Annotated in this window: 23 protein-coding genes and 1 pseudogene; 10 read left to right on the top strand and 14 right to left on the bottom strand. The window is 63.4% G+C overall.

Annotation, left to right across the window (positions count from 1 at the left end; all coding sequences use genetic code 11):
- Positions 1–2: 2 nt before the first annotated feature.
- The 8 genes and pseudogenes from AADX97_RS16435 to AADX97_RS16470 all read left to right on the top strand — a co-directional run bounded on the left by AADX97_RS16435 (position 3) and on the right by AADX97_RS16470 (position 7,094).
- Positions 3–1,205 (top strand): ATP-binding domain-containing protein, encoded by a 1,203-nt coding sequence (locus AADX97_RS16435; RefSeq protein ID WP_374234768.1) that lies wholly within the window; start codon positions 3–5, stop codon positions 1,203–1,205.
- Positions 1,202–2,776 carry a hypothetical protein gene (locus AADX97_RS16440; protein ID WP_374234719.1) on the top strand — a complete coding sequence of 525 codons (1,575 nt, stop codon included), beginning with the start codon at positions 1,202–1,204 and terminating at the stop codon, positions 2,774–2,776. The genes AADX97_RS16435 and AADX97_RS16440 overlap by 4 nt, the downstream gene beginning before the upstream one ends.
- Positions 2,777–2,795: 19 nt before the next feature.
- A complete protein-coding gene (locus AADX97_RS16445) occupies positions 2,796–4,379 on the top strand; it encodes an NERD domain-containing protein (protein ID WP_374239307.1) in 1,584 nt (527 codons plus the stop codon).
- Positions 4,380–4,668: 289 nt separating this feature from the next.
- A complete protein-coding gene (locus AADX97_RS16450) occupies positions 4,669–4,887 on the top strand; it encodes a hypothetical protein (protein WP_374234717.1) in 219 nt (72 codons plus the stop codon).
- A pseudogene (locus tag AADX97_RS16455) lies at positions 4,874–5,421 on the top strand (IS1634 family transposase); the annotation flags it as partial. The gene AADX97_RS16450 and the pseudogene AADX97_RS16455, both read left to right, overlap by 14 nt.
- Positions 5,422–5,693: 272 nt before the next feature.
- On the top strand, positions 5,694–6,428 hold the full coding sequence (locus AADX97_RS16460) for a hypothetical protein (RefSeq protein WP_374234716.1): 735 nt from the start codon (positions 5,694–5,696) through the stop codon (positions 6,426–6,428).
- Positions 6,429–6,583: 155 nt separating this feature from the next.
- Positions 6,584–6,913, top strand: a complete 330-nt coding sequence (locus AADX97_RS16465) for a putative toxin-antitoxin system toxin component, PIN family (RefSeq protein ID WP_374234715.1) — start codon at positions 6,584–6,586, stop codon at positions 6,911–6,913.
- Between the two features lie 10 nt (positions 6,914–6,923).
- Positions 6,924–7,094 (top strand): hypothetical protein, encoded by a 171-nt coding sequence (locus AADX97_RS16470; protein WP_374238624.1) that lies wholly within the window; start codon positions 6,924–6,926, stop codon positions 7,092–7,094.
- 381 nt (positions 7,095–7,475) lie between these two features.
- Here AADX97_RS16470 and AADX97_RS16475 read toward each other — a convergent pair whose 3' ends face one another.
- The 4 genes from AADX97_RS16475 to AADX97_RS16490 form a co-directional block, all read right to left on the bottom strand.
- A complete protein-coding gene (locus AADX97_RS16475; RefSeq protein WP_374234713.1) occupies positions 7,476–8,267 on the bottom strand; it encodes an NAD-dependent deacetylase in 792 nt (263 codons plus the stop codon).
- Between the two features lie 422 nt (positions 8,268–8,689).
- Positions 8,690–9,619, bottom strand: a complete 930-nt coding sequence (locus tag AADX97_RS16480) for a 2OG-Fe(II) oxygenase family protein (protein WP_374234712.1) — start codon at positions 9,617–9,619, stop codon at positions 8,690–8,692.
- Between the two features lie 126 nt (positions 9,620–9,745).
- The gene (locus tag AADX97_RS16485; RefSeq protein ID WP_374234711.1) at positions 9,746–10,591 is read right to left on the bottom strand and encodes a DUF6635 family protein; all 846 of its coding nucleotides are present in this window, start codon (positions 10,589–10,591) and stop codon (positions 9,746–9,748) included.
- A 303-nt stretch (positions 10,592–10,894) separates the two neighbouring features.
- The gene (locus tag AADX97_RS16490; protein WP_374234771.1) at positions 10,895–11,320 is read right to left on the bottom strand and encodes a hypothetical protein; all 426 of its coding nucleotides are present in this window, start codon (positions 11,318–11,320) and stop codon (positions 10,895–10,897) included.
- Between the two features lie 316 nt (positions 11,321–11,636).
- Here AADX97_RS16490 and mtnC point away from each other — a divergent pair, with 316 nt between their 5' ends.
- Positions 11,637–12,314: an acireductone synthase gene (mtnC, locus tag AADX97_RS16495; protein WP_374234710.1), complete on the top strand. Its 678-nt coding sequence runs from the start codon at positions 11,637–11,639 to the stop codon at positions 12,312–12,314.
- Positions 12,315–12,979: 665 nt separating this feature from the next.
- Here mtnC and AADX97_RS16500 read toward each other — a convergent pair.
- Positions 12,980–13,306, bottom strand: a complete 327-nt coding sequence (locus AADX97_RS16500) for a hypothetical protein (protein ID WP_374234709.1) — start codon at positions 13,304–13,306, stop codon at positions 12,980–12,982.
- Positions 13,307–13,362: 56 nt separating this feature from the next.
- Between AADX97_RS16500 and AADX97_RS16505 the strand changes: the two genes are divergently transcribed.
- On the top strand, positions 13,363–14,190 hold the full coding sequence (locus tag AADX97_RS16505) for a hypothetical protein (RefSeq protein ID WP_374234708.1): 828 nt from the start codon (positions 13,363–13,365) through the stop codon (positions 14,188–14,190).
- A gap of 78 nt (positions 14,191–14,268) precedes the next feature.
- Here the strand turns inward: AADX97_RS16505 and AADX97_RS16510 are convergent, their stop codons facing one another.
- The 9 genes from AADX97_RS16510 to AADX97_RS16550 form a co-directional block, all read right to left on the bottom strand.
- Positions 14,269–14,760: a hypothetical protein gene (locus tag AADX97_RS16510; RefSeq protein ID WP_374234707.1), complete on the bottom strand. Its 492-nt coding sequence runs from the start codon at positions 14,758–14,760 to the stop codon at positions 14,269–14,271.
- Positions 14,761–15,086: 326 nt separating this feature from the next.
- Positions 15,087–15,842, bottom strand: a complete 756-nt coding sequence (locus AADX97_RS16515; protein ID WP_374234706.1) for a hypothetical protein — start codon at positions 15,840–15,842, stop codon at positions 15,087–15,089.
- 62 nt (positions 15,843–15,904) lie between these two features.
- Positions 15,905–16,624 carry a DUF262 domain-containing protein gene (locus AADX97_RS16520; RefSeq protein WP_374234705.1) on the bottom strand — a complete coding sequence of 240 codons (720 nt, stop codon included), beginning with the start codon at positions 16,622–16,624 and terminating at the stop codon, positions 15,905–15,907.
- A gap of 334 nt (positions 16,625–16,958) precedes the next feature.
- Entirely contained in the window at positions 16,959–17,309 is a 351-nt protein-coding gene (locus AADX97_RS16525; protein ID WP_374234704.1) for a hypothetical protein, read from the bottom strand.
- Positions 17,310–17,400: 91 nt separating this feature from the next.
- Positions 17,401–18,420 carry a hypothetical protein gene (locus AADX97_RS16530; protein ID WP_374234703.1) on the bottom strand — a complete coding sequence of 340 codons (1,020 nt, stop codon included), beginning with the start codon at positions 18,418–18,420 and terminating at the stop codon, positions 17,401–17,403.
- A gap of 114 nt (positions 18,421–18,534) precedes the next feature.
- Entirely contained in the window at positions 18,535–18,948 is a 414-nt protein-coding gene (locus AADX97_RS16535; protein WP_374234702.1) for a hypothetical protein, read from the bottom strand.
- A 354-nt stretch (positions 18,949–19,302) separates the two neighbouring features.
- A complete protein-coding gene (locus AADX97_RS16540) occupies positions 19,303–21,543 on the bottom strand; it encodes an AAA family ATPase (protein ID WP_374234701.1) in 2,241 nt (746 codons plus the stop codon).
- Positions 21,544–22,168: 625 nt separating this feature from the next.
- Positions 22,169–22,339: a ribbon-helix-helix domain-containing protein gene (locus AADX97_RS16545; RefSeq protein ID WP_374234700.1), complete on the bottom strand. Its 171-nt coding sequence runs from the start codon at positions 22,337–22,339 to the stop codon at positions 22,169–22,171.
- Positions 22,340–22,489: 150 nt separating this feature from the next.
- Complete coding sequence (locus AADX97_RS16550; protein WP_374234699.1) at positions 22,490–25,225, bottom strand: phospholipase D-like domain-containing anti-phage protein; 2,736 nt, start codon at positions 25,223–25,225, stop codon at positions 22,490–22,492.
- Positions 25,226–25,411: the final 186 nt, after the last annotated feature.

Consider the following 25,411-nt stretch of genomic DNA (forward strand, 5'->3'; position numbering starts at 1 on the left):
ACATGGCCACCCGGCGTTTCGCGCTTCCGGATATTCAGGACCTCAGCAAGGAGCAGGAGCGCGCCCGACTGCTGCCCCGCGAGGGCTGCCATCTCATCGTCGGCGGACCCGGCAGCGGCAAGTCGATCATCGCGCTGTTGCGCACGCGCCGGCATCACCGCGCCAAAGGGGCGCAGGAATATGTCTTCCTGGTTTATAACCGGTTGTTGCTGGAGGCAAGCCGCGAGCTGGTCGGGAACGCCGTCAATGCCCACCCCTGGAAGACGTGGTTCAAGTCGATGTTCAAGCGCGCCCTCGGCCGGAACTGCCCCGTGATCGACGGCCAGGCCTTTGCGCTCGACTGGGAGGCGATCCTCGAGGCCATCGCCGAGGCGCCGGAGACCCGCCCGCCCCTGACACCCTTCGTCATCATCGACGAGGGACAGGACATGCCGGCCAAGTTCTACCAGGCGCTGATCGCAGTCGGTTTCGAGCGCTGCTACGTCGTTGCAGATCAGAATCAACGGATTACCGAGGAGCACAGCAGCATCCGGGAGATCACCGCCGAGCTCGACATCGACCCCGACGCACGCATCGAGCTCACCGACAATTATCGCAATTGCGACCGCATCGCTCGGCTGGCCCTAGCGCTCTGCATCGAAGACCCGGCAAGCCCCTGCCTGAAGCTGCCGCTGGAGCGCCGCTGCACCCGCGAGCCGCTCTTGATCGACTACGGCCCCGGCTGCGCATGGGACTTCGACGGCCTGATCCGCCGCATCCTGAAGGCCGCCGATCGTGACCCGGCCCGACTGTACGGCATCATCACGCCGGACAACGCCACCCGGCTGCGCTGGCTCGCAGCGCTGCATGGTCACCCCGTCGCGCATGCGCTCGACCATGGCCGACCGCGTATTTCCACCTATGCCAGCGGCGATGAGGACGGCGACCATCGCTTCGGTCTCGGCGGCATCTTCGTCATCAATGCCCAGTCGGCCAAGGGCCTCGAATTCGACACCGTGCTCCTCGCCGACATCGATGGCTATCGCTTCGAGCCGGAGTCCCGCGATCAGCGCGATGATCTCAAGCGCCGGTTCTACGTGATGATCTCCCGCGCCCGCGAGCACGTCGTCCTGCTGCGTCGGGCCGGGCACCCTTGTCCCGTCGATGCGATCCTGCCGCTGACCGATCCGAGTCTACTCGTCCAACTGAGATGCCAACCGATATGACCCCGGAAGCACCCTCGACCGCCACCGGCGCGCCAGTCGCCACCACGCCTCGGCTACCCTGGCACCTGGTCACCAACCAGTTGAATTTAATGTATCTGTTGGCCGCTGGCCTGATCACCGGCCCACGCGGCCTGGGACAGAAGTACTACCGCGATCCGCTCGGCGCGGTGCCCGGACTGATCCCGCTGTTCGCCGGCCGAGTGCCGGCCGCGGCACTGGCCGAGGCTGTCGCGGAAGGGTCGCACCTACGTGCGGTCATCGCGGCGGTGGACCTGTCGGAGCTGCGCGGACCGGTGCTCGTGCTGTCGCTCGACGGCCTGGTCGAGGAACGCGCCTTCCCGGACGGCCTGACCGGCGACGAGCCCCTGCTGCTGGTGCCGGCACCGTTGCCGGCGCATTGGATCAGGACGCTGCTGTTCGCCTCCGCCGCCGACAAGCAGGCGACCCAGTCGGAGGCCGCCGGCTATGCGAACGTGCCGCTCGCGGGGCTCAGGCTGCAGGTCAAGGCGCGCCTGTTCGAAGGCGATGCGCTGCTGCCCTGGCCACCGGTACTGGCGGAGAAATGGGGCCCGGACCCGTCGCCACGTCAGGTCTCCGCGGTCGGTGCCGCACTGGCGCTGCTGCACGGGCTCGGCAACGTCGGAACAGCGACTGCGGCAGCTGGTCGTGCGCTGTGGGCACTGCCCCGGGCAAGCCCGGATGACCAGGATGAGCCGACCGTCCGTGCCCTGCTGCGATGGGCTCTGGCGGCGCCGGAGGCCGCTACCGACGGCACGCAGGGGCAGATGCTGCAACGTCTGCTGACGGCGCTGATCGGCGCGGGGGACAGCTCCGACCCCTGCCCGCCGGACCCGCGGCAGGTCGTGCTCGATGCCTTGACCGAGGAGGCGGCTCGACTCGACGAGCCAAAATGGCGCGAGGCCCTGATGCGATTGGGCGAGGACCTGCGCGGCATCGTAGCCCTGGGCGACGCGACGGTCTCGGAGCTCATGCAACGGCATCCGCGACCATTCTCGCGGGGTCTCTTGCTGTTCTTCCTGCGCGAGCGCTGCGCGGATCTGCTCGCCTTCCGACACCCGGCGCTGAGCGATCAGGATCTCGTGGTCGCGAGCGCGCTGTTCGCGGCCCGCTGGGGCTGGATCGCCTTGCCGGCGGCGCTGCGGGAGGTTCCCGGAATCACGCCGGCCATCCAGCACCGCATGGCCGCGCTGGCCCACCAGCAGCAGGCCACGGGGCTCGACCTCGGCCCGGCACCGCGACCGGTGTGGCCGCTGCGCGCACTGCTCCATCAGGCGCCACCGAAGACCGCGCAGGAGGCGGCGCTGACCCTGGCGCGCAGCATGGACTGGACGGCGGACCTCATCACCACCCGCATCAGCCTCGGCAAGGGCGACTATCGGCTGACCATCGATAGCCGCGGCGCCCACCTGCTGCTCACCGGCGACGTGAAGGCGGTCGCGAGCGAGGTCGACCAGGCCGCTCTGTTTGCGCGCCTCGCCGATGCCGATGTGCCGGCTCGGGTCGAGGCCGAGCTGCGGAAACTGCTGACACCGACTGCGAAGGGCCTCTGAGAGCCGAGGAGCCAATCCGATGCGCATGCTGCCATCATCCCCCAATCACACCGAAAGCGGCGCGGAACAAAAGGTCTTCGATCGGCTCAAGACAGCGTTTGCCGACCGCCCGGATTGGCACCTGGTCGCGCTGCACTCGCTGAATCTGCCGAATCACGACTACAAGCGTTTCGGAGAGATCGATTTCGTCATCGTCGGACGGCCTGGCCTGTACGCGCTCGAGGTCAAGGGCGGCGGCGTCGCCTGCCGTAACGGGGTCTGGACCACGAGCGGCCGCGACGACCGGCGCGGGACGCTGCGCGAGAGTCCGTTCAGACAGGCGGAGTCGGCGCTGCATGCACTGCGCAAGCGCCTGGAGCGGCAACTCGGTGCCGGCATCGTCGGCCGCTTCCCGATCGGCTACGGGGTCGTCTTCCCGGACTGCGACTGGGACGACACGGGTGCCGAATGGGATCCCGCCGTCCTCGCCGATGCCCGCACCGCCCGCAACCTGGAGCGCTGGCTCACGGGGCTGTTCCGGCACTGGCATCAGCGACACGAGGCCGGCGGCGGCCGGCTGCAGCTCCCCGACACGGACGCGATCAAGGCGGTCGTCGACTTCCTGCGTCCCGAGGTCGAGGTCGCGGTGCCCTTGCATGTGCAGGTTGAGGAGATCGCCGAGCGCGTCAGCGCGCTGACCGAGGACCAGATGCGTTTTCTCGACGCCGTGGAAGACAATCCGCGCCTCTTGTGCACGGGCGGCGCCGGCACAGGCAAGACCTTTCTCGCGCTGGAACTGGCACGGCGCTGGGCCGCCGACGGGGCCCAGGTGCTGCTGGCCTGCCAGTCGCCCTGGCTGCGGCACTGGCTTGCCGAACGCTTCGCGGCGCCGAACCTGAGCGTCGCGCTGGCCGGCACGGCGCCGCTGGCGGCGCGACGGGCCGGCATCGAGCGTTTCGATGCGCTGATCGTCGACGAGGGGCAAGACCTGCTGCAACTGGCGCTGCTGGACCCGCTCGATCGGACACTGGTCGGCGGTCTGGAGCAAGGGCGCTGGTGCCTGTTCCACGACAGCAACAACCAGGCCGGACTGTTCGGCCCGGCGGAACCGGAGGCGCTGGCTCTGCTCGACAGCTTCGGCCCGACGCATGTTCGGCTCGCCACCAACTGCCGCAACACCCGCCAGATCCTCGAGCTGGTGAAAATCAGTCTCGGCGCCGATATGGGCGTCCGCGGAAGCGGCGACGGCCCCGCGGTGAGGCTGCACCACGTCGGGAGCGAGGCCGAAGCGGTCGCGCTGCTGGCAGCGGAGCTTGACAGACTGACCGGGCGCGGCGGCCTCGCCCCGCAGGAGATCACACTGCTGTCGCCCCGGCCATTCGCACAATCCGCGGCTGCGCGTTTGCCGACGGCGCTCGGCGCCGGCATCGTCGTGCTCGACGAATATGCCCTGCGCGACTTCCCGCCGCCCGCGATCAGCTTTGCCGAAATCGCGGCATTCAAGGGCCTGGAGAACGAGGCCGTCATCGTGGTCGATCTTCCGCTACCTCGGCAACCGACCCCGCTGCATTATGTCAGCTTGAGTCGCGCGCGGACCTGTCTGACGGTGATCTACGACGGCTGACGGTCAGCAGCCGCGCCGACCTTCCCGGAGGACAACCAACAGGGATCGAGCCGACGACCCGCGTCGGTCATTATCCGCGACTGGTGGCAGGTATCGAAACAAGGAAACGGACCCTGTCGAAGCCGACCCAAAAGAACACGATCGAGCATGAGACCAGGATACCGACCCAGCCATGACCCTGAATCCGGCATTTGGAAACTCAAAGGCGCAAAAGACGCGAAGGAAAACAAGACTTTGCAACACGAATGACGTTCACCCCTTGGGTGAGCATTGTCATTGAAGCAAGGCATTGAAGCAAGGCATTGAACGCCTTTGCATTCTTTGCATTCTTTGCGGTTCAACTGCTCGGTCTAGGATGATCGTACTGAGACTTCGGGGCCGCGAACGTCTCGACGGTATTCAGATCGCCGGTGTCGCGCTTGCTTTCGCCGGGCTGGTCGGCCTGCTGATGCCGGGGCTGTCGGCACCACCGCTGGGCGGCGCGCTCATGATGATCGGCGATGGGTGACCTGCTCGGGGAGGATTTCTCCATTGCCCGGAGTCATACCCTGTATCGCTGTCTTGATCATCTGGAGGAGCACAAGCAGGCGTTGTTCACCTTCCTTCAGGAGCGCTGGCGGCTCTTGTTCGATGCCCGCTTCGACCTGCTGCTCTACGATCTGACCAGTACCTATTTCGAATGCGACCCGCCGGAGCATGGCAAGCGTAAATTCGGCTATAGCCGTGACAAGCGCTCCGATTGCGTCCAGGTGATCATCGCCCTGATCGTCACCCCGGACGGTTTTCCGCTGGCCTACGAGGCGCTCGCCGGCAATACCCTTGATAAACAAACCCTCACCGACGCCTTGGCCAAGATCGAGGCCCAATACGGCAAGGCCGACCGCATCCGGGTGATGGATCGCGGTATTCCGACCGAAGCGACCCTGGCGATGATGCGCGCATCGGATCCCCCGGTGCATGATCTGGTGGGCACCCCCAAAGGGCGCTTGACCAAGCTGGAGAAATCCTTCCTGACCAAGCCCCAGGCCGTGGCGCGTGACCCATTTCGTTACCCATATTCTCTAAATCCTCTCACGGAGACACGGAGACACGGAGAAGAAGCACCCAACAACTGAGCGCGACTTCTCCGAGACCAAGGCCGGAAGCCGGTCAGGCAATCGGTAGACATCGGCACGATTGAGACACGGCACGTCGTCATGAGATTACACTCTTGTTTCTTAGGTATTTTTCTCTGTGTCTTCGTATCTCCGTGAGAGAAATTTTTTTCGAGATATGGGTAAAGACATGGTGCGTGATTAGGTCACGGTCAAGCTCTTGGATCAAGACGGCAAGTTTTATGTCCTGGCCCGCAGCGCCGGGCGGCAGGATAAGGAACGGGCCATGCGCCGGCGGCGTCTAAAGCGCTTATGCAAACGCCTGCAGGAATTGCAGCGGCAAACCCTCAGCCGTGACGAGCTTTTATTGAAACTCGGCGCGGCCAAGAAAGATGCCGGGCGCGCCTATGGATTGATGCGCATCCAGGTGCTCGCGCCCGATGAATCCGTCACTGCCGAAACCTTCACCTTTTCGCTCAATCGCAAGAAACTACGCCAGGTCCGCCGCCGCGAGGGCCGCTACTTATTACGTTCCAATCTCACCAGCAACGATCCCGTCCAACTCTGGACCTGGTATATCCAACTCACCGAAGTCGAACAGGCGTTCAAAGAGCTCAAAGGTGACCTGAGTGTTCGGCCGATTGACCACCAATTGGATCGGCGAATCGAAGCGCACATTATCGTCGCCTTCCTGGAGTATTGCCTCCAAGTCACCCTGAAGGCCCGTCTGCGCCCCCTCGCTCCGGGTCTGACCCCAAGGTCCGCCTTGGAGAAATTCGCCGCCATCCAGATGGTCGATGTCCATCTGCCGACGACCGATGGCCGTACCCTCATTCCGAGCCGTTACACCGAGCCGGAGGCCGACCAGCAACTGCTGCTCGACCGTCTGGATCTGCAGCTGCCCGCGCAGCCGCCACCGAGGATCACCGCCGCGCTCCATGCCCTTATACACTAATCGCTTGTAGTGCCGACCTTTGCCCAGACCGCACTATAAAAACAATGGGTTACGTGAAATGAGGACGCGAATAGTCGAAGACGGGCTATGGCTGTGCAGCGCAGCGGGCGCTCGACAGTAACCTTTCATTGCACAGCACTCAGACGTAGTCGGCGATGCCGGTGTTGGCTTCGGTGCAGGTTTTGGTTGACACCTTGGCTAGCGGTCATATCATCAGTGATATGAAACCTGTGCGCGTCGTGCTGGATACCAATGTCCTGGTCGCGGCCTCACTCAGTCGCAAGGGTGCCTCGTTCGCGCTTTTGCATGCCTTGCGCGAGCGGCGCTATGTCGCCCTCGGCTCAGTGCCGCTGCTGCTGGAATACGAAGCCGTGCTCAAACGGCCCGAGCATTTGTTGGCCGGCCAGCGTACCGAGGCGATGACCGACACCTTCCTGGATGCCCTGTGCCTGCTCATTGAACCGGTGCATCTGCATTTTCTGTGAGGAAGAACAGGTGTCGATGAACCAGTTCTTCGTCACCGCGATTGCCGAAAAGGTGTCCGCGCTCAAGACCGAGACCTATTTTCGCGAGCGGCAAGCCAGGGGCGATCTCGCCGCCTTCGATGTCTGGCTTGCGGCCAGTCCCGATGTCCCGCCCGAGCCCGGGGACAGGATGGACGATTGAGAAGCGGTCACGATTCCCGTCCCCCTGTGTCTCGACGTGCAGACTTTGATTATTATTTATTCGCGGGAATCAATCGCTGATTTCGTCCGGCCAAACCCACGCACAGCGCAACGTCAAGCGGTTCCGGTGTTCGCCATTCGCCCCAAGATCAGCGACCCATTGTCGGGCGCCCCCGCATCCAACACCGCATCGAGAAAAACCGCCGCCTGCGCCGCCAGCGGGCGCTCGGCCCGAAAAAGCGAGAGGTGCTGATTCCGGGCAGCATGTCGTCAATCACTATGCTCACCTGGCTCGGCGCAGCCTGAAAGGTGCCAACTTCGAGCGGACGGGGATGACATACCTGTTCCCCAAAAGTTCGATCTTTCGCAGTCTTGCCCACGCTCAGTCCGCATCCGGCCAGCCCTGACGTACCAACTCGGGCAGAAACCGGGCGGCGGTGCCCCTGATCCGAAACGTGGCGAGGTCATCCAGATCGGTCACGTCAGGATTGATCTGGACCAACCCGGCGCCGTGCTCGAGCGCCGTCAAGGGCAGCACGGCGGCCGGATAGACCAGCGCCGAGGTCCCCACGACCAAGACCAAATCGCAGTCCTTGGCGGCGGTCTCGGCGGTATCCCAGACATCACCGGGGAGGGCCTCGCCGAACCAGACGACCCCGGGGCGAACGGGCCCACCGCAGCACTCGCACCGCGGCGGGGGGAGCGGGAAACCCTCCGACGCAAGATCCGGGGTACATTCCGACAGGGCATGGGGATGCCCGCAGTCCCGGCAGTACGGGCGATGCAGACTGCCGTGCAGCTCCAGCACATCCGGACTGCCGGCACGCTGATGCAGGCCGTCGACATTCTGGGTGACCAGGGTCAGGCGAGGCACCCGATCTGCCAGAGCAGCGATGGCCCGGTGTGCCGGGTTGGGCTTGCAGAGCAGCACCTGCGCTCGGCGCCATGCGTACCAGCCCCAGACCAGCGCGGGATCCGCGTCGAAGGCCTCCGGCGTGGCCAACCGCGCCGGGTCGAAGCGACCCCACAAGCCGTTCAAGGCATCGCGGAAGGTGGGGATACCGCTTTCCTGCGAGACGCCGGCGCCGGTGAGAACCAGAAGATGGCGGCATGCACGCAGCCGGGTCAGCAGTTCCGGCGGGTAAGGTTCGGTCTCATGGGATGACGTTGGCATGGGGATCCGGTTCGCGGGTTGATCTTGTTGACGTTCTGGGTCCGGCAGCATGCCCCAAAAACTCGACCTTCCCGACTAAGGCGATTTCTGCAAACTTCCATACCCGTAGGTTGTGCTGACGATAGGAAGCACAACTTGCGCCGACGGTTGGTTGTGCCTCGCACGGCTCGGCACAACCGACGCCCTTGGCATGAAGGTTTCCGGAATTCGCCTCTAACGCTTCATCGACCGAGAATCATAGAGAAGTCCCGGGACTAGGCGCCCGAAGTCTGCGCTGAGCTTTTGTGATGCCGATCCGGCTGACCCTGATGGTTGCATGGCCGAACCCGGAATGCCTTGTCAGGCACCTTGCCCGGAATGTGTCGTCATAAGCGCACGATCCGTTACCAGATTCCGCCTCACACGAAGACAAATTCCTCTCGCTATACCGGCAGACAAAGCCGCCATGCGGGCAGGAGGCGCGTAACCATTTCCGCTCGATAAAGCGTGTTCCGCAAGATACTCCATCGGGCCAGATCAAACGACTCCCGATACAAGTATGCCATCCAGTCCGCCAAGAGCACTGCTGCATAGGTTTCTGCGTCGCCGGCATCACAGTCAGCAAGCCCGGCGCTGTGCCGGTATCCGGTCACAATCGTTGCCTCGTCATAGCCCAAGCGCTGGAGTGCAATCGCCGCCGTGCCTGCAAGAAATGTCGTATCCTCGGGCAGAGTCGATTCTGCCGATGAGGCAACAGGGTCGAGTGCCGCCGGTAACTCCGAGAAATGAAGGTTGGCAAACAAGGCTTGAACGTACGCAGCCAGTTCGGGTGTGTTCGCCACATGCCAAAAATTGAAGACCACTGTTTGACGCGATTGGGTAACCTCGGTCACCCCATGGTATGACTCCGCGTGAAGCAGAAAGCCAAAGGCTTTGTTGTATTCAGGATCAACACTGAACACCGCTTTGCCCTGTGGCGATGAGAATAATTCCAGAACACCGCCATGATCAGGTTGCCATTGTTTATTAAGCTGCACGACCAACCGGGCAATCTCATAGCCCAAAAGAGGTCGGTCACTATGGATGCCAATGACTTGACCCGGCAGCATTCGTTGAGCCGTGACGACAACAGGATCAACGAGTGGCAACCGGGTAATCTCTCGCATTCTAGCGAGTATTGCGGCTTGAAACGATGCCGGAACATCCTTGGTAACGTCGCAAAGAGAGCACCGATAGAACGCACCATCCCGGTGCTGCCAATCATGCGTTGGCAAAAATAGAGACTCCAGCACCGCACACTGGTCCTCGGAAAATGCGGAGTCCACACAAAAGAAGGGGAATGGGTGATGGTGGTGATTAGGTTGCAAGAGCAACGGCTGAGCTCCTAAGCTGTGCGCCGAGCGGTAGTCCCGCAGCCGCGGAGTCGTCGTCACCAAGCCGCAGCAGATGATTCTTGGCGCCGCCCTTCTTCCGGAGGGCCTCGATAACGACCAAATCGCTCACCAGAACGAAAGCCATCCTTTCAGCCAATCGACAACATCGTAGACTCGACCAAAGAAGACATCTTTTGGTCGATAGGCCTTCGCGGCCGATGGGCTCGTCGCTGCCTCGATGGCCTCGGTCAACTGGGTGAGACGCCGTCGGTGGATACCAGTACGCGCCTGCACGGGGTCGTGCAGAAAGCCCGAAAAAGCGGCGACGATCGCAATTGTGACCGTCACGGCTAGCAGGGTAACGACAACGACTGTCGGTGATGGATGAACCGGGAACATCGTGTAGAAAAGGCGCCCGGCCACCTCGCCGAGAGCAAACTCGGATATCGCCTGTTCCCTGGCGACCGCCCGGGCGATCACTGCACCGGCGGAGATCGAGCCCGGCGTGAACTGACTAAAAGCGACAACCCCCACGATCGCCGCGAGCGTCCCGGCGGTAATGTCGGCAGCCACGTTGCGGGTCTGCACATAGATCGTAATCGGTTCCTTTGCCGCAGCGGCAACACGGCGGAGAAAGGGATCCGATACCTCCCCCGGGCGGATCGGCAGTGCCAGCAGGTCCTCCATGATCCTGGTTGTCAACGCCTCCTGAACCTTCGTCCGAAAACCGAGATGGCGCCGCAACAGCCAACGGGCGGCCCGGCGGGCGCGCATCAGCTCCAGCAGGAGTGCGAGCACGCGCAGCAGGAAGTTCGGGAATCCCATCAGGAAATTGATCGGCGCGATCAGCACATCGATGCCCCACGCAAGCCGGTTCAACGCGACAGCGCCTGGCCAGCCGTAGTTGGATTCCACGAACGCCGGGATCCTCTGCCTGCAGGCGGCAAAATAGCGGTCAGTTGGGAAATTCATGTCGGTTAGGCGTTCTGTCAATGCTTCGCTGATGGCTCGACAAACTTAATCTGCTGCTGCCGTGTCGGTCGGGCGGTCCACCGGGCAACGCTCAAGCGTGACTCCGTCCCCCGGTGAGAAAGGGACCATCCGCCCGTTGGTCAAGAACTCCCGTATCCGCCATGGTACGCGTCCGGGTCAGAGACGCCGCTCACGGGACCGACCGGGCATTTGGGGCCGTGTTCCCAACCCCTTCCCGCAACCGCTCCCCCAACCGCGTCAGGCGACGGCGATGCTGCACTCGCGCAGCGCACCCTCCTCCGTCTAGGGCTCGGGTTGCAGTTGCCCATCCACGACCTCGCCGGGCTCAAGGATGACGGATTGGTCAGGCGATTCAAAATCGAGTCCGAATTGCCTTAGTTTACTGCTCAATACAATTTCTTCTCTACTGTTGAGGTCAACAGGTTTGAACTCTTTCGGAAACATGTAGGTGGTCAAAAGCCAGAGTGTTAAACCAACCGAAATCACAATGGTCAACAGCATCATGACCCCGACTTTCAAACATCCCATCCCTTTCTGCGATTGGTTCGGAGGCTGTTCCGGAGAGTATGGCTGCCGGCTAAATTCCGTCGTGATTTCCTCGTTCTTTCTCTTGGTTCTCAACAGAAGACCTGGGTTTTGCGTGACCGAACGAAGCAGATTGCGCTCCAACAGTTGGTAGTGCTGCATAGCAAGCGGGATGACCACCACCGGATACTCCGAGCCCGATTACCGTCATCAGATCGCGCTGGCCTCTGACCTTGACCCGCAGAACACAGAAGCCCGATTGCTCGCTGTGGAACGTCACGCGCTCGACGGAGCCGGCGAGGCGTTCGGGCGTAGTAGCGGTGTGGGAGGGGAGCATCGGCGGATTGTAGCGCCGGGGTGCGCCCGGCGGGGTAGGCTGATAAGGATCCGACACGTCTTCAGCCCTACCGGCCGCGCCCGTAAATGTTTCGAGTGACGCCGGACTTGGCGTTACACTCCGGACTTTGCCGTGAATCTCCACCGACAGGATGAGGCAAACATGATACCGGTCGAGGCCGTAGTGCTGGATATCGAGGGCACGACGACGTCAGTCGCGTTCGCGACCGACATGCTGTACCCCTACGCTCGGGAGCGCCTGCCGAACTACGTCCGCCAGCACCGCAACGAGCCCGAAGTGGCGGCGATCATGGACGAGGCTCGGGAGGCGGGCGGTGTGTGGAACGACGAGGCGGTGGTGGTGCGCATGTGCCATTGGATGGAGCGGGACCAGAAGGTCACGCCGCTGAAGGCCCTGCAGGGGCTGATCTGGGAGGAAGGATACCGCAACGGCGAGCTGCTGACACCACTGTATTCGGACGTGGCCCCGGCGCTGCGGAACTGGCACGCGCGGGGGTTACGTCTTTACATCTACTCATCGGGATCGGTCCACGCGCAGCGGCTGATCTACGGCCACACCGCCGCCGGCGACCTGACGCCACTGTTGTCCGGCTATTTCGACACCCGCACTGGACACAAACGGGAGGTTGGCTCCTACCGGCGCATCGCCGAGACCATTGGCGCCCATCCCCGACACATTCTATTCCTGTCGGACGTGCGCGAGGAACTCGACGCCGCCCGGGAGGCGGGGTGGCGGACGGTCTGGCTGGTGCGCGAGGGACTCGCGGGACCGGCCGCGGCCCACCGGCGGGCCACGCGCTTCGACCGGATTCCGCTTTGACGAATCAATCCATGGTAAAACCCGCAAACCATTGTAAAACCCGGTGGCAAAACCTGGAACAGACCACGGTATTACGGCAACGAAGAAAGACGAATGGGAGAAAAGGGTCTTCCAATCACACAATGTGTGATTGCAAGACCCTTAAGGCGATTTCCGCAAAATTCCCTACCGTAGGTTGTGCTGACGTCAGGAAGCACAACTTGCGCCGACGGTTGGTTGGGCCTCGCACGGATCGGCACAACCTACGCCACTGGAATAAGGGTTACCGGAATTCGCCTAAGCGCGTAAAACGTATCGGGCGACAAGCCACAATGCCGCATCATTCTGGGATAGGATTGAATCCTCATCTTGTCGGCCTGGCTCGCTGTTTGCCGTCCGCAGAGCGTTCATTCTGGCCTTGGTCGCCATCAATACCCGTCACAAGCGGGAAAGTATCGACACAATCTCTTTCCGTGATCGCGTCGCAGCTGAGAGGATCCATGCGTCGTAAGTACGACGGACAAAATTCATAGGCATTTTGCATCTACTCCAGGCGGATAGAGCGATGGATCAACCGCACGCCCTCCCAATGCAGGTGTCGGTGGAGGCGCTCACATGGGCAGCTGTCATGGTTTTCAATCGGACCTGTCGGCTCGCGACAGCTTCGCGAACCCCGCATCATCCGCTCAACGATTCCGCAGGCAATAATCCCCGCTACTTGACCAACCCGACGGGCAACCCGCCCCGATCTTCGGCACCGCCGGCCGCGCCTGCGTGCCCGCCAGACAATAGGCACCGCTCGTTGAATAGCCGCTCGGACAAGATCCGCGTTTCTCCAACGCCGCACGGGCCTTTGCGCCGGGTTTGCAATAGGCGCCGCTGGTGCTGTAACCGCTTGGACAATTGCCCGACTTGGCGATCGGCTGCACCGGCAACGCCGAATCTGCCGGCGCGGCGAGCGGCAACAGAGCCGCGCCGAGAAGCGCGCATCTGAGGGTCGCGATGAAGGACATGGATGCACTCCTGTGTCGTGGTGTCGAAACGTCGGACAATGCCGCAGGGATGCGACATGACCTGTCGTAAAATCCTGGATCGCCTTCCCGAGCGGATCGCCATCCCCGCGGATTGCGCGCTATACCGCACCGGATCGACCCAAGGTCATCAGGCGGCCGAAGCGCTGGCGCTGCGTCTGCACCGATGCGCCAGCACCCTGCTGCTGATCGACCCCTCGGATGATCGGGCGCGACGCGATGCCCCGATCTGGACCCGGCAACTGGCCGCATCCGAGGTCCATCTGCGCGCGGCGGTCATTCTCGACACGCCGGCCAAGGGTCTCGATCCCGATTGGCGCGCATCCCTGGACGGCCCGGTCATCGAGGTGGGCAGGGCGTGCGGCGATCTGGATGCCGCAGCGCTCATCGAGGCCATGCTGCCCGGTCTGCCCTTCGTTCAACCGGCGATGATCTGCTGCGACCCGGTCGATGTGCATACCATCCTCGCCTCGGGACCGCGCGCCTGGGCCACGGCAGTGCGCTGGACGCGACCCGACGAGCGCACCGCCGCCATCGTCGACGCCTGCACCGATCTCGTGTCGACACGCAGTCGCGGCGCCCTGGGCTGGCTCCACACCGACCTGCATTTCTCGATCGACGAGTTGGATGTCCTGCACACCCTGCTGACCGACCGGCTTCCTCCGAACACCGATCTACTGCTGATTCCCTTTCCGGACCCGACGCGAGGCCACGGCGAGCGACTGCTTAGGCGATTTCCGCAAACTTCCATACCCGTAGGTTGTGCTGACGATAGGAGGCACAACTTGCGCCGGCGTTTGGTTGTGCCTCGCACGGCTCGGCACAACCTACGCCCTTGGCATGAAGGTTTCCGGAATTCGCCTTAGCTTGACGGTGGTCGGGGATTAGGTGAAACCGCGCCCGGCACGACATGCGCTGTTTGATGGCGTTCCTGACGGACGGTTTTAGACCGGGCTCGCGATTCGCCCCAGGATCAAAGACACATTGTCGGGCGCACCCGCCCCCAACACCGCATCGAGAAAAACCGCCGCCTGCACCTCCAGCGGGCGCTCGGTGCGAAACAGCGCTTCCAAAGCATCCTGCCCCAGCGTGTCGTGCAGACCGTCCGTGCAGATCAGAAAGGTCTCTTCCGGTGTCCAATCGCCCGGGCGCCAATGCAGCAGGGCCAAAGTGCACGCCGAACCGCGGGTGCGCCGATTCCCGGCGAGCGCTCGGCACAACGCCGGATGGACGTGCCGGCGAATCAGACGCGGACCGATCCAGCCGTCTTGCAGCAGATCGTCATGCTGCGGGCCGATTTCGCACAGGGCCTCGAGCGCGGCGCGGCTTGCCCGCTGAGGGTAGGGGCTGATCGCGACGCCGTCGGCGACTGCGCAGAGTCCGTCCCGGCTCTCGGAGACAACCGAGCGCGTGCGAAGATCGGGAGATTGACTCACTGCACCCGCGACCAAGGCGAATACCGGAAACCCTCATACCAACGGCGTAGGTTGTGCCGAGCCGCGCGAGGCTCAACCAACCGTCGGCGCAAGTTGTGCTTCCTATCGTCAGCACAACCTACGGGTATGGAAGTTTGCGGAAATCACCCAAGAGCGCATCTTGCTGATCGCGGGCGAGCAGGCCACGGTGTTGCGCAGACGCGAGCTCGATACCGTAGCTCAACTGCCGATCTCCGGTGGGCCGCAACTGAAAGGCGACTTTTCAAGCGGGGCCATGCGCACGATCGACCGCGATGACGCGGCAGCAACGATCCGCAGACCCATCGTCACGGCACGATCCTTTCATCCCAGGCCCGATTCCCGTCATCCGGAATATGCTCCAGCGCCCAGGCCGCGAAATTGAACGACGTACCGGCGAAGGTCTGCGCGCCGGCAGGATAAAGATAGGCCGTTACCGCATCGTGGAACACGGTCAGCTCGGCATAGTTTCGCCAATCCCGATACCCCGGCGAACGCCGGTCGAACATCGCTTGAACGACACAACGTCGCAGGGTCGGATGCATCATCCCGTAGAACGCGTTCCAGCGGTCCTGAGACCTGAGCCACTGCCACTCCCAAGCCACCGCCAGCGCCTCCTCGTGCAAACGGTCGAAGGATCCGCCGACCAAGCGCCGAGAGAAGTCGCAAACGTAATGGAACCGTTCGTGCTGATAGACGGAGAGCACCAGCAGTTGAAGCACCCGCTCGGCATCCTTCCCGGTGACGAACGGAAAGCGACGCTGGGCATCGCGGATCAGACTCTTCCAGAATGCCTCGATATTTCCCCGGTAGAGACTGATGATGCCGGGGCTACCCATCCACTGGTAGGTGCCGAGCAGGGCGATCGAGTCAGCACGATCGGGAAACTCCGGCCCGGTGTCGGGCACCCTTTCCCGGAACACCTCCAGGTCAGGCGCGTCGTCGAAAAGCCCGGCAGGAAGCACACCGTCATCCGGCGGCTCATCCACGGCCGGTGGAAGCTCCCTGCCGTGCATCGGCACCGTGCTGAGGATTTGCTTGATCAGGGTGTCGGCGATTGACATGGTGGGTCTCTGCGGAGTTTGAGGCTAGTCTGCACCGGACGGATCCGAAATCGCCCCAACGACTAAGCAACCACCGGTTGACGCCAGTGGTTGTTTAGTTTCTCGAGTTTCGTAAGATCCTTGCCGCGATCATTGAATGTCAGGAAAGGAGAGAGCGTCATGCCCGGCGCCAATTCAACCCACATGATTGTCGCGTTTCTTCGGATCAGGAACTGATGCTCCGGGGTACCGTTCGTGAAACCAGCTTGCCTTTTGTACGTTTCGAACATGGCATGCAGTCGTTTCTGGCTCTTGGTTTCTAGTACGGGTTCGGTTTTATCCAACTTCAACAAATAGCGCCAATGCGCATGATCGGTGCTGGGGTTCAGGATGAGTTTCGGAATGATCGGGTCGCCGGCGAAGAATCTGTCGTCTAGGTGCTGACAGTGCTCAAGCAATGTATAAAACGAGATCAACCGCTGCTGGCCGTCGACGACCAGATGGACATTGTAGGATTTCCCGTTCAGGACAAAATCAGATTCCCTCAACACTTTGATGTCTTGATTCTCTTGGTCGGTAAATATTTCAAAAAGCCGAGAATCCGGTTCTACCTTGATTGTGTGAATCGCCCCGAAATAGTGAGTTGTGTTCCGGTTTGTCTTGAGCCGATCGGCTGCGAATCGTATATCCCGTAGTAGATCATCCCATTGTGCGTCTTCCCAGAAAAATGGGCGTTGGAACGTCGGAATGACGAAAATATCCGTGCCTGCAAACAATGCTGAGACTGGTGTGAAGTCGCTCATCTTTGTGTCCGAACCAAATCAAAATGACCGCATTCGGACGGCCGGATTCATCCGGAATACCTGCAGAAGCCTGGCAGCCGGGTGGGCGATTGATACGGTAACCGCCTGATCTTAAATGCATGTTATCCGGCAGGGCCAGATCGGGACCTTCGATGGATGGATCGCCCAATGCGGTTGGTCCAGTGTTGAAGGCGGATGCGTGGGCGCTACTCTGGCGGGTCCGGAATACGCCTCTTGTCGTTCCCCGCCTCGTTCATTATGCCTACACAGAGTCGCTCCGCCGGCCCGAACACCAACGAGAGGGTTAGGTTCCCGCCGCGTGTGGCGAACGCGCTCAAAACGCGCTCAAATAGACCCAGCCGCCCGGCACCGCCATGCGGGCGGTGCGGTCGTTGTAGACGATGGTGACGGTGCTGCCCAGACGTTCCCAGTGTGGTTTGGTCTGCTCGGGCGACCACCGATGCTCGGGGTCCGGCACGAAGGTCAGGGCCTGGGTGCTCATGGCGGACTGCGAGCCGTCGTCGTGGCGAAAGCGGAACAGCCGGCCGCCTTCGACCGCGGCGACCTGCGTGGTGTCGCGTTTGGTACACCAAATGTCGCTCGCGTCGCGCATCTGGAGGAGGTGCCAGTCGAGACGCGGTTCGCTCGGGTTCTCGGTCGCTTCGCTAATGTCTGTCGGATGCATGGTGTCCGTCCATCTGGGCAATGTCCCGGCGCGATCCTCGGCCGGTCGCATCGGGTGCCGGGTCGTCCGGTGAAGGTCTCCCCCGACACGGTTACGTCGATGTGATCTGCGGCGGTTGCGGCTTTGTGATGTTCTTGAGAATGGCCTTGCCGCTGTCGACATCGAGGCCGAACATGGTGCTCATGAAGACGTGGTTGATGCCGGTGATCTGTTTGATCGCCTGCGCAGCCAACGGCGGCGAGACCATCCGAAAACGGCGCAGTCTCATCGCGTACTCCTCGTCGGGATGTTCCGCGCGACCCTGGTATGGCGCCTTGATCAGCGCCCCGTCCGCCTCGCCGACGGCGACGATGCCGACCCCGGATTGATAGAGAAAGACCACATCTCCGCGTTGCAATCGCTCGATCTTAAACTTCCAGGGATCGAAATAGGCCGCGGCCTTCCGGCTCGCCAGCATCTCGTCGTGGTCTCGGGGGCTGTTCCTGAAATTCGTGTTGAGGACGTAGTAACCCTCGGCGATATCCTCGTAAGGGTTGTCGCAGACCCTGAACGGCGACATTTCGAGCAACATCTCATCCGGGACACCGGCATAGACGCGATAGACCCATGGACGGACATCCAATCCGCTCGAGCGCCAGTACCGGACGGCCTCGCGGGTTCGATAATCCAATCCGTTGGTCATGACGATAAAGACCTGCTTGCGATTGAACGCCTCTTCCGGGAGCTCGACCTCGAATTTCGCCCGATGTGCCGTCTTGAGCGATCGGGATGGATCGGTGGACGTCTTGAACCAGACATCCAGCTCGGCATATCCCACGCTGCCGAAGAGCTGACCGTAACGGAGCACCTGCAGGAGGTTCGATGCCTGCGACTCCCACGCCTTCAGCTCGAAGATGAAGAGCCTGCCCTCGCGGTCGATGGCCATCAGATCCGGCTCCTCCTGCCACGCGCGGGACTGCATCAGCAGGAGCAGCTCGTCATCGGGAAAGAGGCGATCCAGCGAGCGAAAGAGGATCCCTTGCAGCGCCCGCTCGTCGAGGCCGAACGACTGCAGACGCAGGGTCCGCCGCTTGTTCGTCTCGCCGGTCTCGGGGTTGATGCTCAAGAGCATGTCGTGACTCCTTGATGATGGTGCCGAACGCCGTCGCGACCCTGCAGGACACCGAGATCGCCGATGGATCTCGCTACGTGTCCTGCGAGGTGCTGCAACGATATCCTTCGTATTTCACACCGGTAGCGGTGCGACCCAGCCGCCGGCGCCGATCAGATAGACTTCGATGCGCACGCCGTCGTGCTTGATGGTCTCGATGTTGGCGCGCCATTTTTCGTAGTGGTCATGCCACCACGCATCGAGGATCAGCACCGCGTGTCCGGTCGTTCCGGGACAGCGTCCCTGGAGGTGACGGATCATTTCTTCCAGAATTTGGGCGCAGTTCTCATGACCCTTGCCCTTGCGCAATTGACCGTGCAGGGCAACGAAAAGCGCGAGTTGATGGCAGCGGTCGCCGGGCACGCCGGGGTAGCAGTTAATCTCGCCGAGTTGCGAGCGAGCGATTTCGCGGATTTGTTCGACTGTCAACCCGCCATCCGCGGCAGCTTCGGCGATGCGCTGGGCGAGCGTTAGTAATTCCATACTCATCGATGATTGCTCCTCAGGTGAGTTCTTACATGGCTATCCGCTCGAACGCTGAAACCGGACGGACTCGCCTCGATGCGCGTCCTGCGTGATGCTTCAAGGATACTGTTCGTATACGACAGTGGGTGTCGTACTTGGCGCTGTGCGCCGCGAGAAACGGATCGGGCGATCCATCGGCGGGAGGCGTCCAGCGCATAGCGGCAATGGGCCGCTGCCCGCGGCTCGCGCGCGAATGGTGAACCCGGCCGGTTCCGGGTGTAGGGCCGATGAAGCGCTGCGTACTGCTCCACAATGCCGAAGCGGAACCGGTCCAGTTCCGCTTCGGCGCCGACCGGAGCGACTCGACCCCCTCCGGGATCACGCCGCCCTGATCATCTCCTCTCCCTTCAACCGACACTCCGCCATCAGCCGGCGCAGGAACTGCTCCGGTGTCGGGGTCTCGCCGAGCAGCTCGCGCTGGCGGCAGACGGTGGCGAAGTCACCGGGCGTCAGGCTCTCCAGCGCCGTCAGATGCCGCGCGATCTCCGGCGGGACCGGGGCTGTGGCGTCGCCGAGCGCCTCGCGGGCGAACAGGGCGAGGCGCTGGGCCGGCTTCAATGCCCGGAAGTGCAGCTTGAAGTCGAACCGCCGCAGCGCCGCGGCATCGATGCCGGACATCAGGTTCGTCGCCGCGATGAAGATGCCGGGAAAGCCCTCCATCTGCTGCAACAGCTCGTTCACCTGCGTGCGCTCCCAGCCGTGGCGAGCCGCTCGCCGATCGGCGAGGAAGCTGTCGACCTCGTCCAGCAGCAGAACGGTGTGCGCCGGGTCGCACTCGCGAAACAGGCGTGCCAGGTTCTGCTCGGTCTCACCGACATAGGGCGAGACCAGGTCGGAGGCCTGCCGCGCCACCAGCTCGCGGTCGAGCGCCTCGGCCAGCACCTCGGCAAAGGCGGTCTTGCCGGTCCCCGGCGGACCGTAGAAGCACAGGCCGCCGTGCCCCCGTTCGGCCAGCGCGCGGGCGATCGCGCCCGGCGTGATGTCGCCGGCCAGGTTCAGATAGGCGACGTCGAACGCCGTACCCGTCCGACGTCGGCGCGGCCCCGGCGCCCCGTGCAGCAGGCTGCGCAGCGCCCCGATGCCGTCGCGCACGGTCTGCTCGGCCGGCGCCTCCGGGTGCAGGTCGAGCAGACGGCGGGCCGCGCCCAGCTGCGCCGGGGCCAGGGCGGTGTCCGCCGCCAGCTCGTCGAGCAGCGTCGGCGGCAGCGCCGCGTCCCCGAGATGGCACTCGGCCATCCGACGCCTGACCGACCGCGGCGGGGTCTTGAAGGCGACCGGCAGCAGGAAGCGGCGCAGGAAGGCCGGATCCATCCCCTCGGTGCGGTTGGTGATCCAGATCGCCGGCACCGGGTTCTCCTCCAGAATGCGGTTCATCCGGCCCTTCTGCCGGCCCGCGCTTTGCTGCCCGCCCAGCAACGCGAGCAGGCCGCCGCCCTCCTCGAACACGTCCTCGACCTCGTCGAAGATCAGCACCGCGCCGCCGCGCCGCCCGAGCAGGCGCTGCGCGACCAGATAGGCCGACAGACGCCCGTCGCGATCCAGCCCGTCCTCGTCCTCGTCGGCGCTGCGCACCTGAAAGGCCCGCAGCCCGCACGCCTCGACCAGGGCACGCGCCAGCTCGGTTTTGCCGGTGCCGGGCGCGCCGTAGAAGAGCGCGTTCACGCCGACCGCCCCGGTGGCCGCGGCGCGGCCCAGGGTCGCGCTCAGGCGAACGCTCTCGGCGGCCAGATGCGGGAAGGCATCCAGGCGCCAGGCCCCGACGGGCGCCGGCTCGATCAGGAGCGCAAGCAGCGCCTCGCTATCCTGCGGCGCGGCATCGAGCACGTCGCGCAGGAGGCTTTCCGGGGCCAGGTAGTCCTCCAGGTCGGACTCGTGACGGTGCTGTCGGTCGACCAGACCGAGACTGCACAGCGGGCCGCGCTTGGCCAAGGCCTCGCGCATGGCACTCCGATCGAGACCCAGAACCCCGGCCAAGCGCTCCAGATTGATCCTCCTGCCGCTTCGGCTGCCCGCGCGCAAGACCGTGCGCAGCGCATCGGACTGCTCGCGCTGCTCCAGGAAATCGAGCACGCAGAGACTGGCCTCGTCGAGTCCGAGGACCTCGCCGAGCAGAGCGACGGTCGACGAGATCGGCGCCCGCCCGTCGGCCTTGGCCAGACGGGTCATGACCCAGCGCGGCAAGGTCTTTAGGAACCCGCGGATCCAATACTTCTGGCGACTGTCGAGCGTCGGCTCCTCGCACTCGAGGATGTCGTGCGTGAGCTCCCCGGCAAGCTGACAGCCAAGGTGCCATGCATACCACCCGGATTCGTCGGTATCGCCGTCCGGCGGCGCAGGGTGATTCGGCGGCGGCAAGGTGCGCGCCACCGCATCGGGTTCGAGCAGCGGCAGGATCAACTGCCACATGACCCCGACGCCGCTTTCATCGTTCATCGCAGCCCGAGTCGACGGGCTGCTGTCGAGCGCCTGCAGGGCAAAACGGGCGAGACGGCGCTCGGCGGCCGGAACGACGCCGAAGTCACGACGCCACAGGGTGCGATGCGGGTGCTGGCTCATCATTCTTTGTTCTCTCTGCCAAGGTTGAAGACGTCGACCGTCGTCGGGCGGTGCCAGATCCCGCGATGACGCTGCGGCGGGTCCGCAGCTCGATGGTTTTCGGGTCTCGGGCATCCGGTGACCGGCGGTTCGCGATCGGTCAAACGAGGAACCCCGTTTCGCGCGTTTTCCGGCGAGCTTTTTCTGAGCGGATTGGATCTGGGTGAAGGGCGTATTGGACCATTCGGATGCGTCACTGCCTGTCGGATGGGCAGCGTCGCGCGGCGGTAGGGCAAGCCTATAGGTTGGCGCCCCTTTCGTTTGACGGTACCCCACTAGCAGAACCATGGTTGCGGTAGCGTAGCCAGCCCTCCCCAGCCCCCAAGACGCCCGACAGCGCAGCCGAGGTCGCCGCCAATCCTGGAGACGCGCGGCAACAGCCCGCGCACTATCGCAATACCTTGGTCTTCCTGGCCGTGGACAAGACCAGCCTGCAGGATCTCGACGAGGCGCTCAAGTATCTGCGTTCAAAGAGCTCAAAGGCGACCTGAGTACTCGTCCGATTGACCACCAATTGGATCGGCGAATCGATGCGCACATTCTCGTCACCTTCCTGGCCTATTGTCTCCAAGTCACCCTGAAGGCCCGTCTACGCCCCCTCACTCCAGGTCTGACCCACGCTCCGCGCCCGCGTTTCGGAAAGGGCTTGGTCAAACACGCACCAGCGCACGGCGTCCTCGATGAACTTGGACAGATCGCCTTTCTTCAGTCCACGCTGGGCGAGCAGGCTGCGCACGGTAATGTCGGTGTCCTTGGACATTTTGGGCGACGCGCCGGAATTCTCCGTAAGTGTCGTTCAGTCCGGGACAGTTTGAATGTTCATCTTTACTCTCCGTGTCTCCGTGTCTCCGGGTCTCCGTGTCTCCGTGAGAGAACCCATGAAAGGCATCCGGCTGCGAGCTCCGCTGCGCTAGCCACTCCACCCCTGCCGCATCAGGTTGTCGAGATCCCGCCGTGCCAGGACGGCGGCGCAGTCGCGCCAGGCATCGTCAGCCGGTTTGATGCTGTCGTTGTAGCGCAGGTCGAACCCCGTGGCCTGACGCCGCTCCTCGATGTAGCGATCCATTTTCTCGCCCAAGGTCTCCAGATCCTCGATCCAGTCGTCCTTGATGGTGTCGGGTAGACCGCCGAAGAGATCGTAGCGGTTGCGCATGCGCTCGGACAGGCGCGCATAGACCGTCTCGTCGACGGTCCACTGATGCACCAAATTGAGCATGTCGACGGTCGAGCGCGCCTGCCCAAAACGTTTGATGCGCCCGATGCGCTGCTCCAGACGGGTCGGGTTCCAGGGCAGATCGACGTTGATCAAGGTGCCGAGGGTTTGCAGGTTCAGGCCCTCGCAAGCCGCATCGGTGGCGACCATGATTCGGATGTCGTGATCGGCGACCATCCGCTTGAGCTCCTCGCGGGCGATGCCGACCGCCTGGCCCTCGCGGTAGAGTCGGCTGCGATCGGCCCCGGCATACAGCCCGATGGTCTCGACCGGATGCTCGGCGGCCAGGGCGTCGGCGACCCAACGGGCAGTGTCGTAATACTGGCTGAAGATGATGCAGCCGAGATCCAGCCAGCCCTCCTCGTTGAGGTAATAGCGGATGGCGCGCAGCTTCGGATCATCCGTCATCCCCTCCAGGGCGACGAGCAGCGTTTGGAGCGCAGCGCGCTCCGCGTCGGTCTGCACGGCCACCTCCTCCTCGCCCTCCTCGGTCTGCTCGATGACCTTGCGCCCCGCCAGGAGCTTGGTTGCGGTGTTGATCCCGGCCACGACGCTGGAGCAGACGCGTTGTTGCATCAGGTTCTTCATGAAGCCGCCGCCCGTGCCGCGTTTGGCCAGCACACTGCCGAATTCACGAGCCTCCTGGTAGGCCCGATCAAAATCCGGTGTGGTGCGCAGGGCGATGTCCTGGAACAGGGCGTTGAAGCGATGCGGATCCTTCACCAATCCGTCTTCCGGATGGACATTCACCGCGATCTTGTCCAGCAAACCGCGCTCTTCGAGGGTTGTGCGTTTGCGCAGGACGACATGACGGACCAGCGGGTTCTCGCGCTGGAAGAAGCTCGCCCCGTCGATCACCCGATCAAGCTCGGTCTCCAGGTCGTCGCGCAACTCCGGTGGGAGATCGGTCAGCGCCCCGGCCAGGTGATCGCTCGCGCGCAGTCCGAGGTCTTCGCGCAGGTTGTGGAACAGGCGCCGGGCGTTGGGCTCGTTGGTCGATTCCCGGGTCGGCAGCGGCGAGCGCAGCAACTGCCAGCCGTAGTCGATGTCCTCGACCCGCTGCGCGCCGCCGAGCAACGGCAACACCCGTTCCGGGTAGTGCCAGTCGGACAGCGCATGACCGAGCACAAACCCCTGGCTGCCCCGGTGCAGCACGCGCACCAGGTCCCACAGATCCTCGGCATTGGTCTGGATCGGGGTCGCGGTGCCGAGCAGCAGGTGATCGGTGCGGTCGGCGATGGCGTGCATGAAGGCCAGCAGCGCGTTCGGCTCGCCGGCATCCGCACCGCAGCCCTGGCGCGAGCGCGCCTTATGGGCCTCGTCGAGGATCACCACCGCGTAGCCGATCCCGACCAGGATCGCCTTCTCGCGTGAGGGTTGCACCATCAGCCCGGTGGAGACGATGCCGATGCGCAGCGGACAGCGGGCGATGTGCTCCGGGCCGTTCGGGGAGATCGCCCGCGCCTCGGTGTCGAGCCAGACCTTGCGCGTGGAGTGCCAGCGGGCGCAGGGGATACCGAGCTTGTCGATCATCTCGGTCTGCCACTGCTCGCAGAGCGTGGCGGGGGCGAAGATCACGATCGGCTTGCGGCGTCGGCGCGTCTGCTCCGCGAGCAGGCACAGGGTCAGTGCAGCGGTGCCGAGCGACAGCGTCTTGCCCAGACCCACCTCGTCGGCCAACAACAGGCGGACCTGGCCGTGGTCGTTGTAGTGCCGCAGACACTCCGAGACGAAACCCTGCTGCCAGGGCTGCAGCGACATGCCCTCGCGATACAGCGGGGATTCGATCAGCGCGGCCGGGGCGAGGGTCTCCTCGGTGGTGATCTCGCCAAGCGTGATCTCGAAACGCCGCCCACGCCGTCGGACCTCGCGACACACCGCCTCGGGCAGCGGCCTGGCGGCGTTCCACAGGTACTCGAACTCGGCCTCGATCCAGGCCACGCCCTCGGGTGAATCGTCATCCCAGAGGATCTCGTAGTGCTGCTGCCAGCCGTGACGGGTCTCGTTCATCGAGCCGATGAAGCCGACCTTGCGCCCGTCGGCCCGCTCGATCACGCCGGCCTTGCCGTGCAGAAAGCCGCAGAGGCTGTCGGGCGCCACCCGGATCACCTGGCCGCGCCGGGCCAGAAAGGCATCGAGACGCCGATAACGCTCGCGGTTGAGCAGCGACTCGGCCTCGATCGAGCGCTCGTTCCAGCGGCCGAGCATGCGCGCCTCGCGCAGCTGCGCGACCTTCAGATCCTCGGGCGAGAGATCGACGTTGCAGACAATGCGCACATCCGCCACCGACTCCAGCCATTCATGCGCGACCTCGAACAGCGAGCTGGTGAAGTAGCCGGCAATGCGCCGGTAACTGCGCGCGCCTTGGAGTTGCTCGGCCAGAAAGCTTTGGTCAAGACGATGGGTGCGGGAAGAAAAGCGGCGGATGCTCATGGACTCTCACGGAGACACGGAGACACGGAGAAAAAAGAAACTGAAATTTAGACCCAGAACGCGGCGTCATTTCTAAATCGTGCCATCGCCGACCGCCGGTCCGACAGGCTTCCGACCTTGGTCTCGGAGATGTCCGGCGCTGTTGTTCGGTGCATTTTCTCCGTGTCTCCGTGTCTCCGTGAGAGA

The organism is Thiocapsa sp. C2-2m, assembly GCF_041903745.1.
GTDB lineage: Bacteria > Pseudomonadota > Gammaproteobacteria > Chromatiales > Chromatiaceae > Thiocapsa > Thiocapsa roseilacustris.

Bases quoted from the DNA above. Each gene is read 5' to 3' on its own strand.
- AADX97_RS16435 (WP_374234768.1), top strand. From the start codon at position 3: ATGGCCACCCGGCGTTTCGCGCTTCCGGATATTCAGGACCTCAGCAAG.
- AADX97_RS16440 (WP_374234719.1), top strand. From the start codon at position 1,202: ATGACCCCGGAAGCACCCTCGACCGCCACCGGCGCGCCAGTCGCCACC.
- AADX97_RS16445 (WP_374239307.1), top strand. From the start codon at position 2,796: ATGCGCATGCTGCCATCATCCCCCAATCACACCGAAAGCGGCGCGGAA.
- AADX97_RS16465 (WP_374234715.1), top strand. From the start codon at position 6,584: ATGCCGGTGTTGGCTTCGGTGCAGGTTTTGGTTGACACCTTGGCTAGC.
- AADX97_RS16475 (WP_374234713.1), bottom strand. From the start codon at position 8,267: ATGCCAACGTCATCCCATGAGACCGAACCTTACCCGCCGGAACTGCTG.
- AADX97_RS16485 (WP_374234711.1), bottom strand. From the start codon at position 10,591: ATGAATTTCCCAACTGACCGCTATTTTGCCGCCTGCAGGCAGAGGATC.
- mtnC (WP_374234710.1), top strand. From the start codon at position 11,637: ATGATACCGGTCGAGGCCGTAGTGCTGGATATCGAGGGCACGACGACG.
- AADX97_RS16500 (WP_374234709.1), bottom strand. From the start codon at position 13,306: ATGTCCTTCATCGCGACCCTCAGATGCGCGCTTCTCGGCGCGGCTCTG.
- AADX97_RS16505 (WP_374234708.1), top strand. From the start codon at position 13,363: ATGACCTGTCGTAAAATCCTGGATCGCCTTCCCGAGCGGATCGCCATC.
- AADX97_RS16515 (WP_374234706.1), bottom strand. From the start codon at position 15,842: ATGTCAATCGCCGACACCCTGATCAAGCAAATCCTCAGCACGGTGCCG.
- AADX97_RS16520 (WP_374234705.1), bottom strand. From the start codon at position 16,624: ATGAGCGACTTCACACCAGTCTCAGCATTGTTTGCAGGCACGGATATT.
- AADX97_RS16525 (WP_374234704.1), bottom strand. From the start codon at position 17,309: ATGCATCCGACAGACATTAGCGAAGCGACCGAGAACCCGAGCGAACCG.
- AADX97_RS16530 (WP_374234703.1), bottom strand. From the start codon at position 18,420: ATGCTCTTGAGCATCAACCCCGAGACCGGCGAGACGAACAAGCGGCGG.
- AADX97_RS16535 (WP_374234702.1), bottom strand. From the start codon at position 18,948: ATGAGTATGGAATTACTAACGCTCGCCCAGCGCATCGCCGAAGCTGCC.
- AADX97_RS16540 (WP_374234701.1), bottom strand. From the start codon at position 21,543: ATGATGAGCCAGCACCCGCATCGCACCCTGTGGCGTCGTGACTTCGGC.
- AADX97_RS16545 (WP_374234700.1), bottom strand. From the start codon at position 22,339: ATGTCCAAGGACACCGACATTACCGTGCGCAGCCTGCTCGCCCAGCGT.
- AADX97_RS16550 (WP_374234699.1), bottom strand. From the start codon at position 25,225: ATGAGCATCCGCCGCTTTTCTTCCCGCACCCATCGTCTTGACCAAAGC.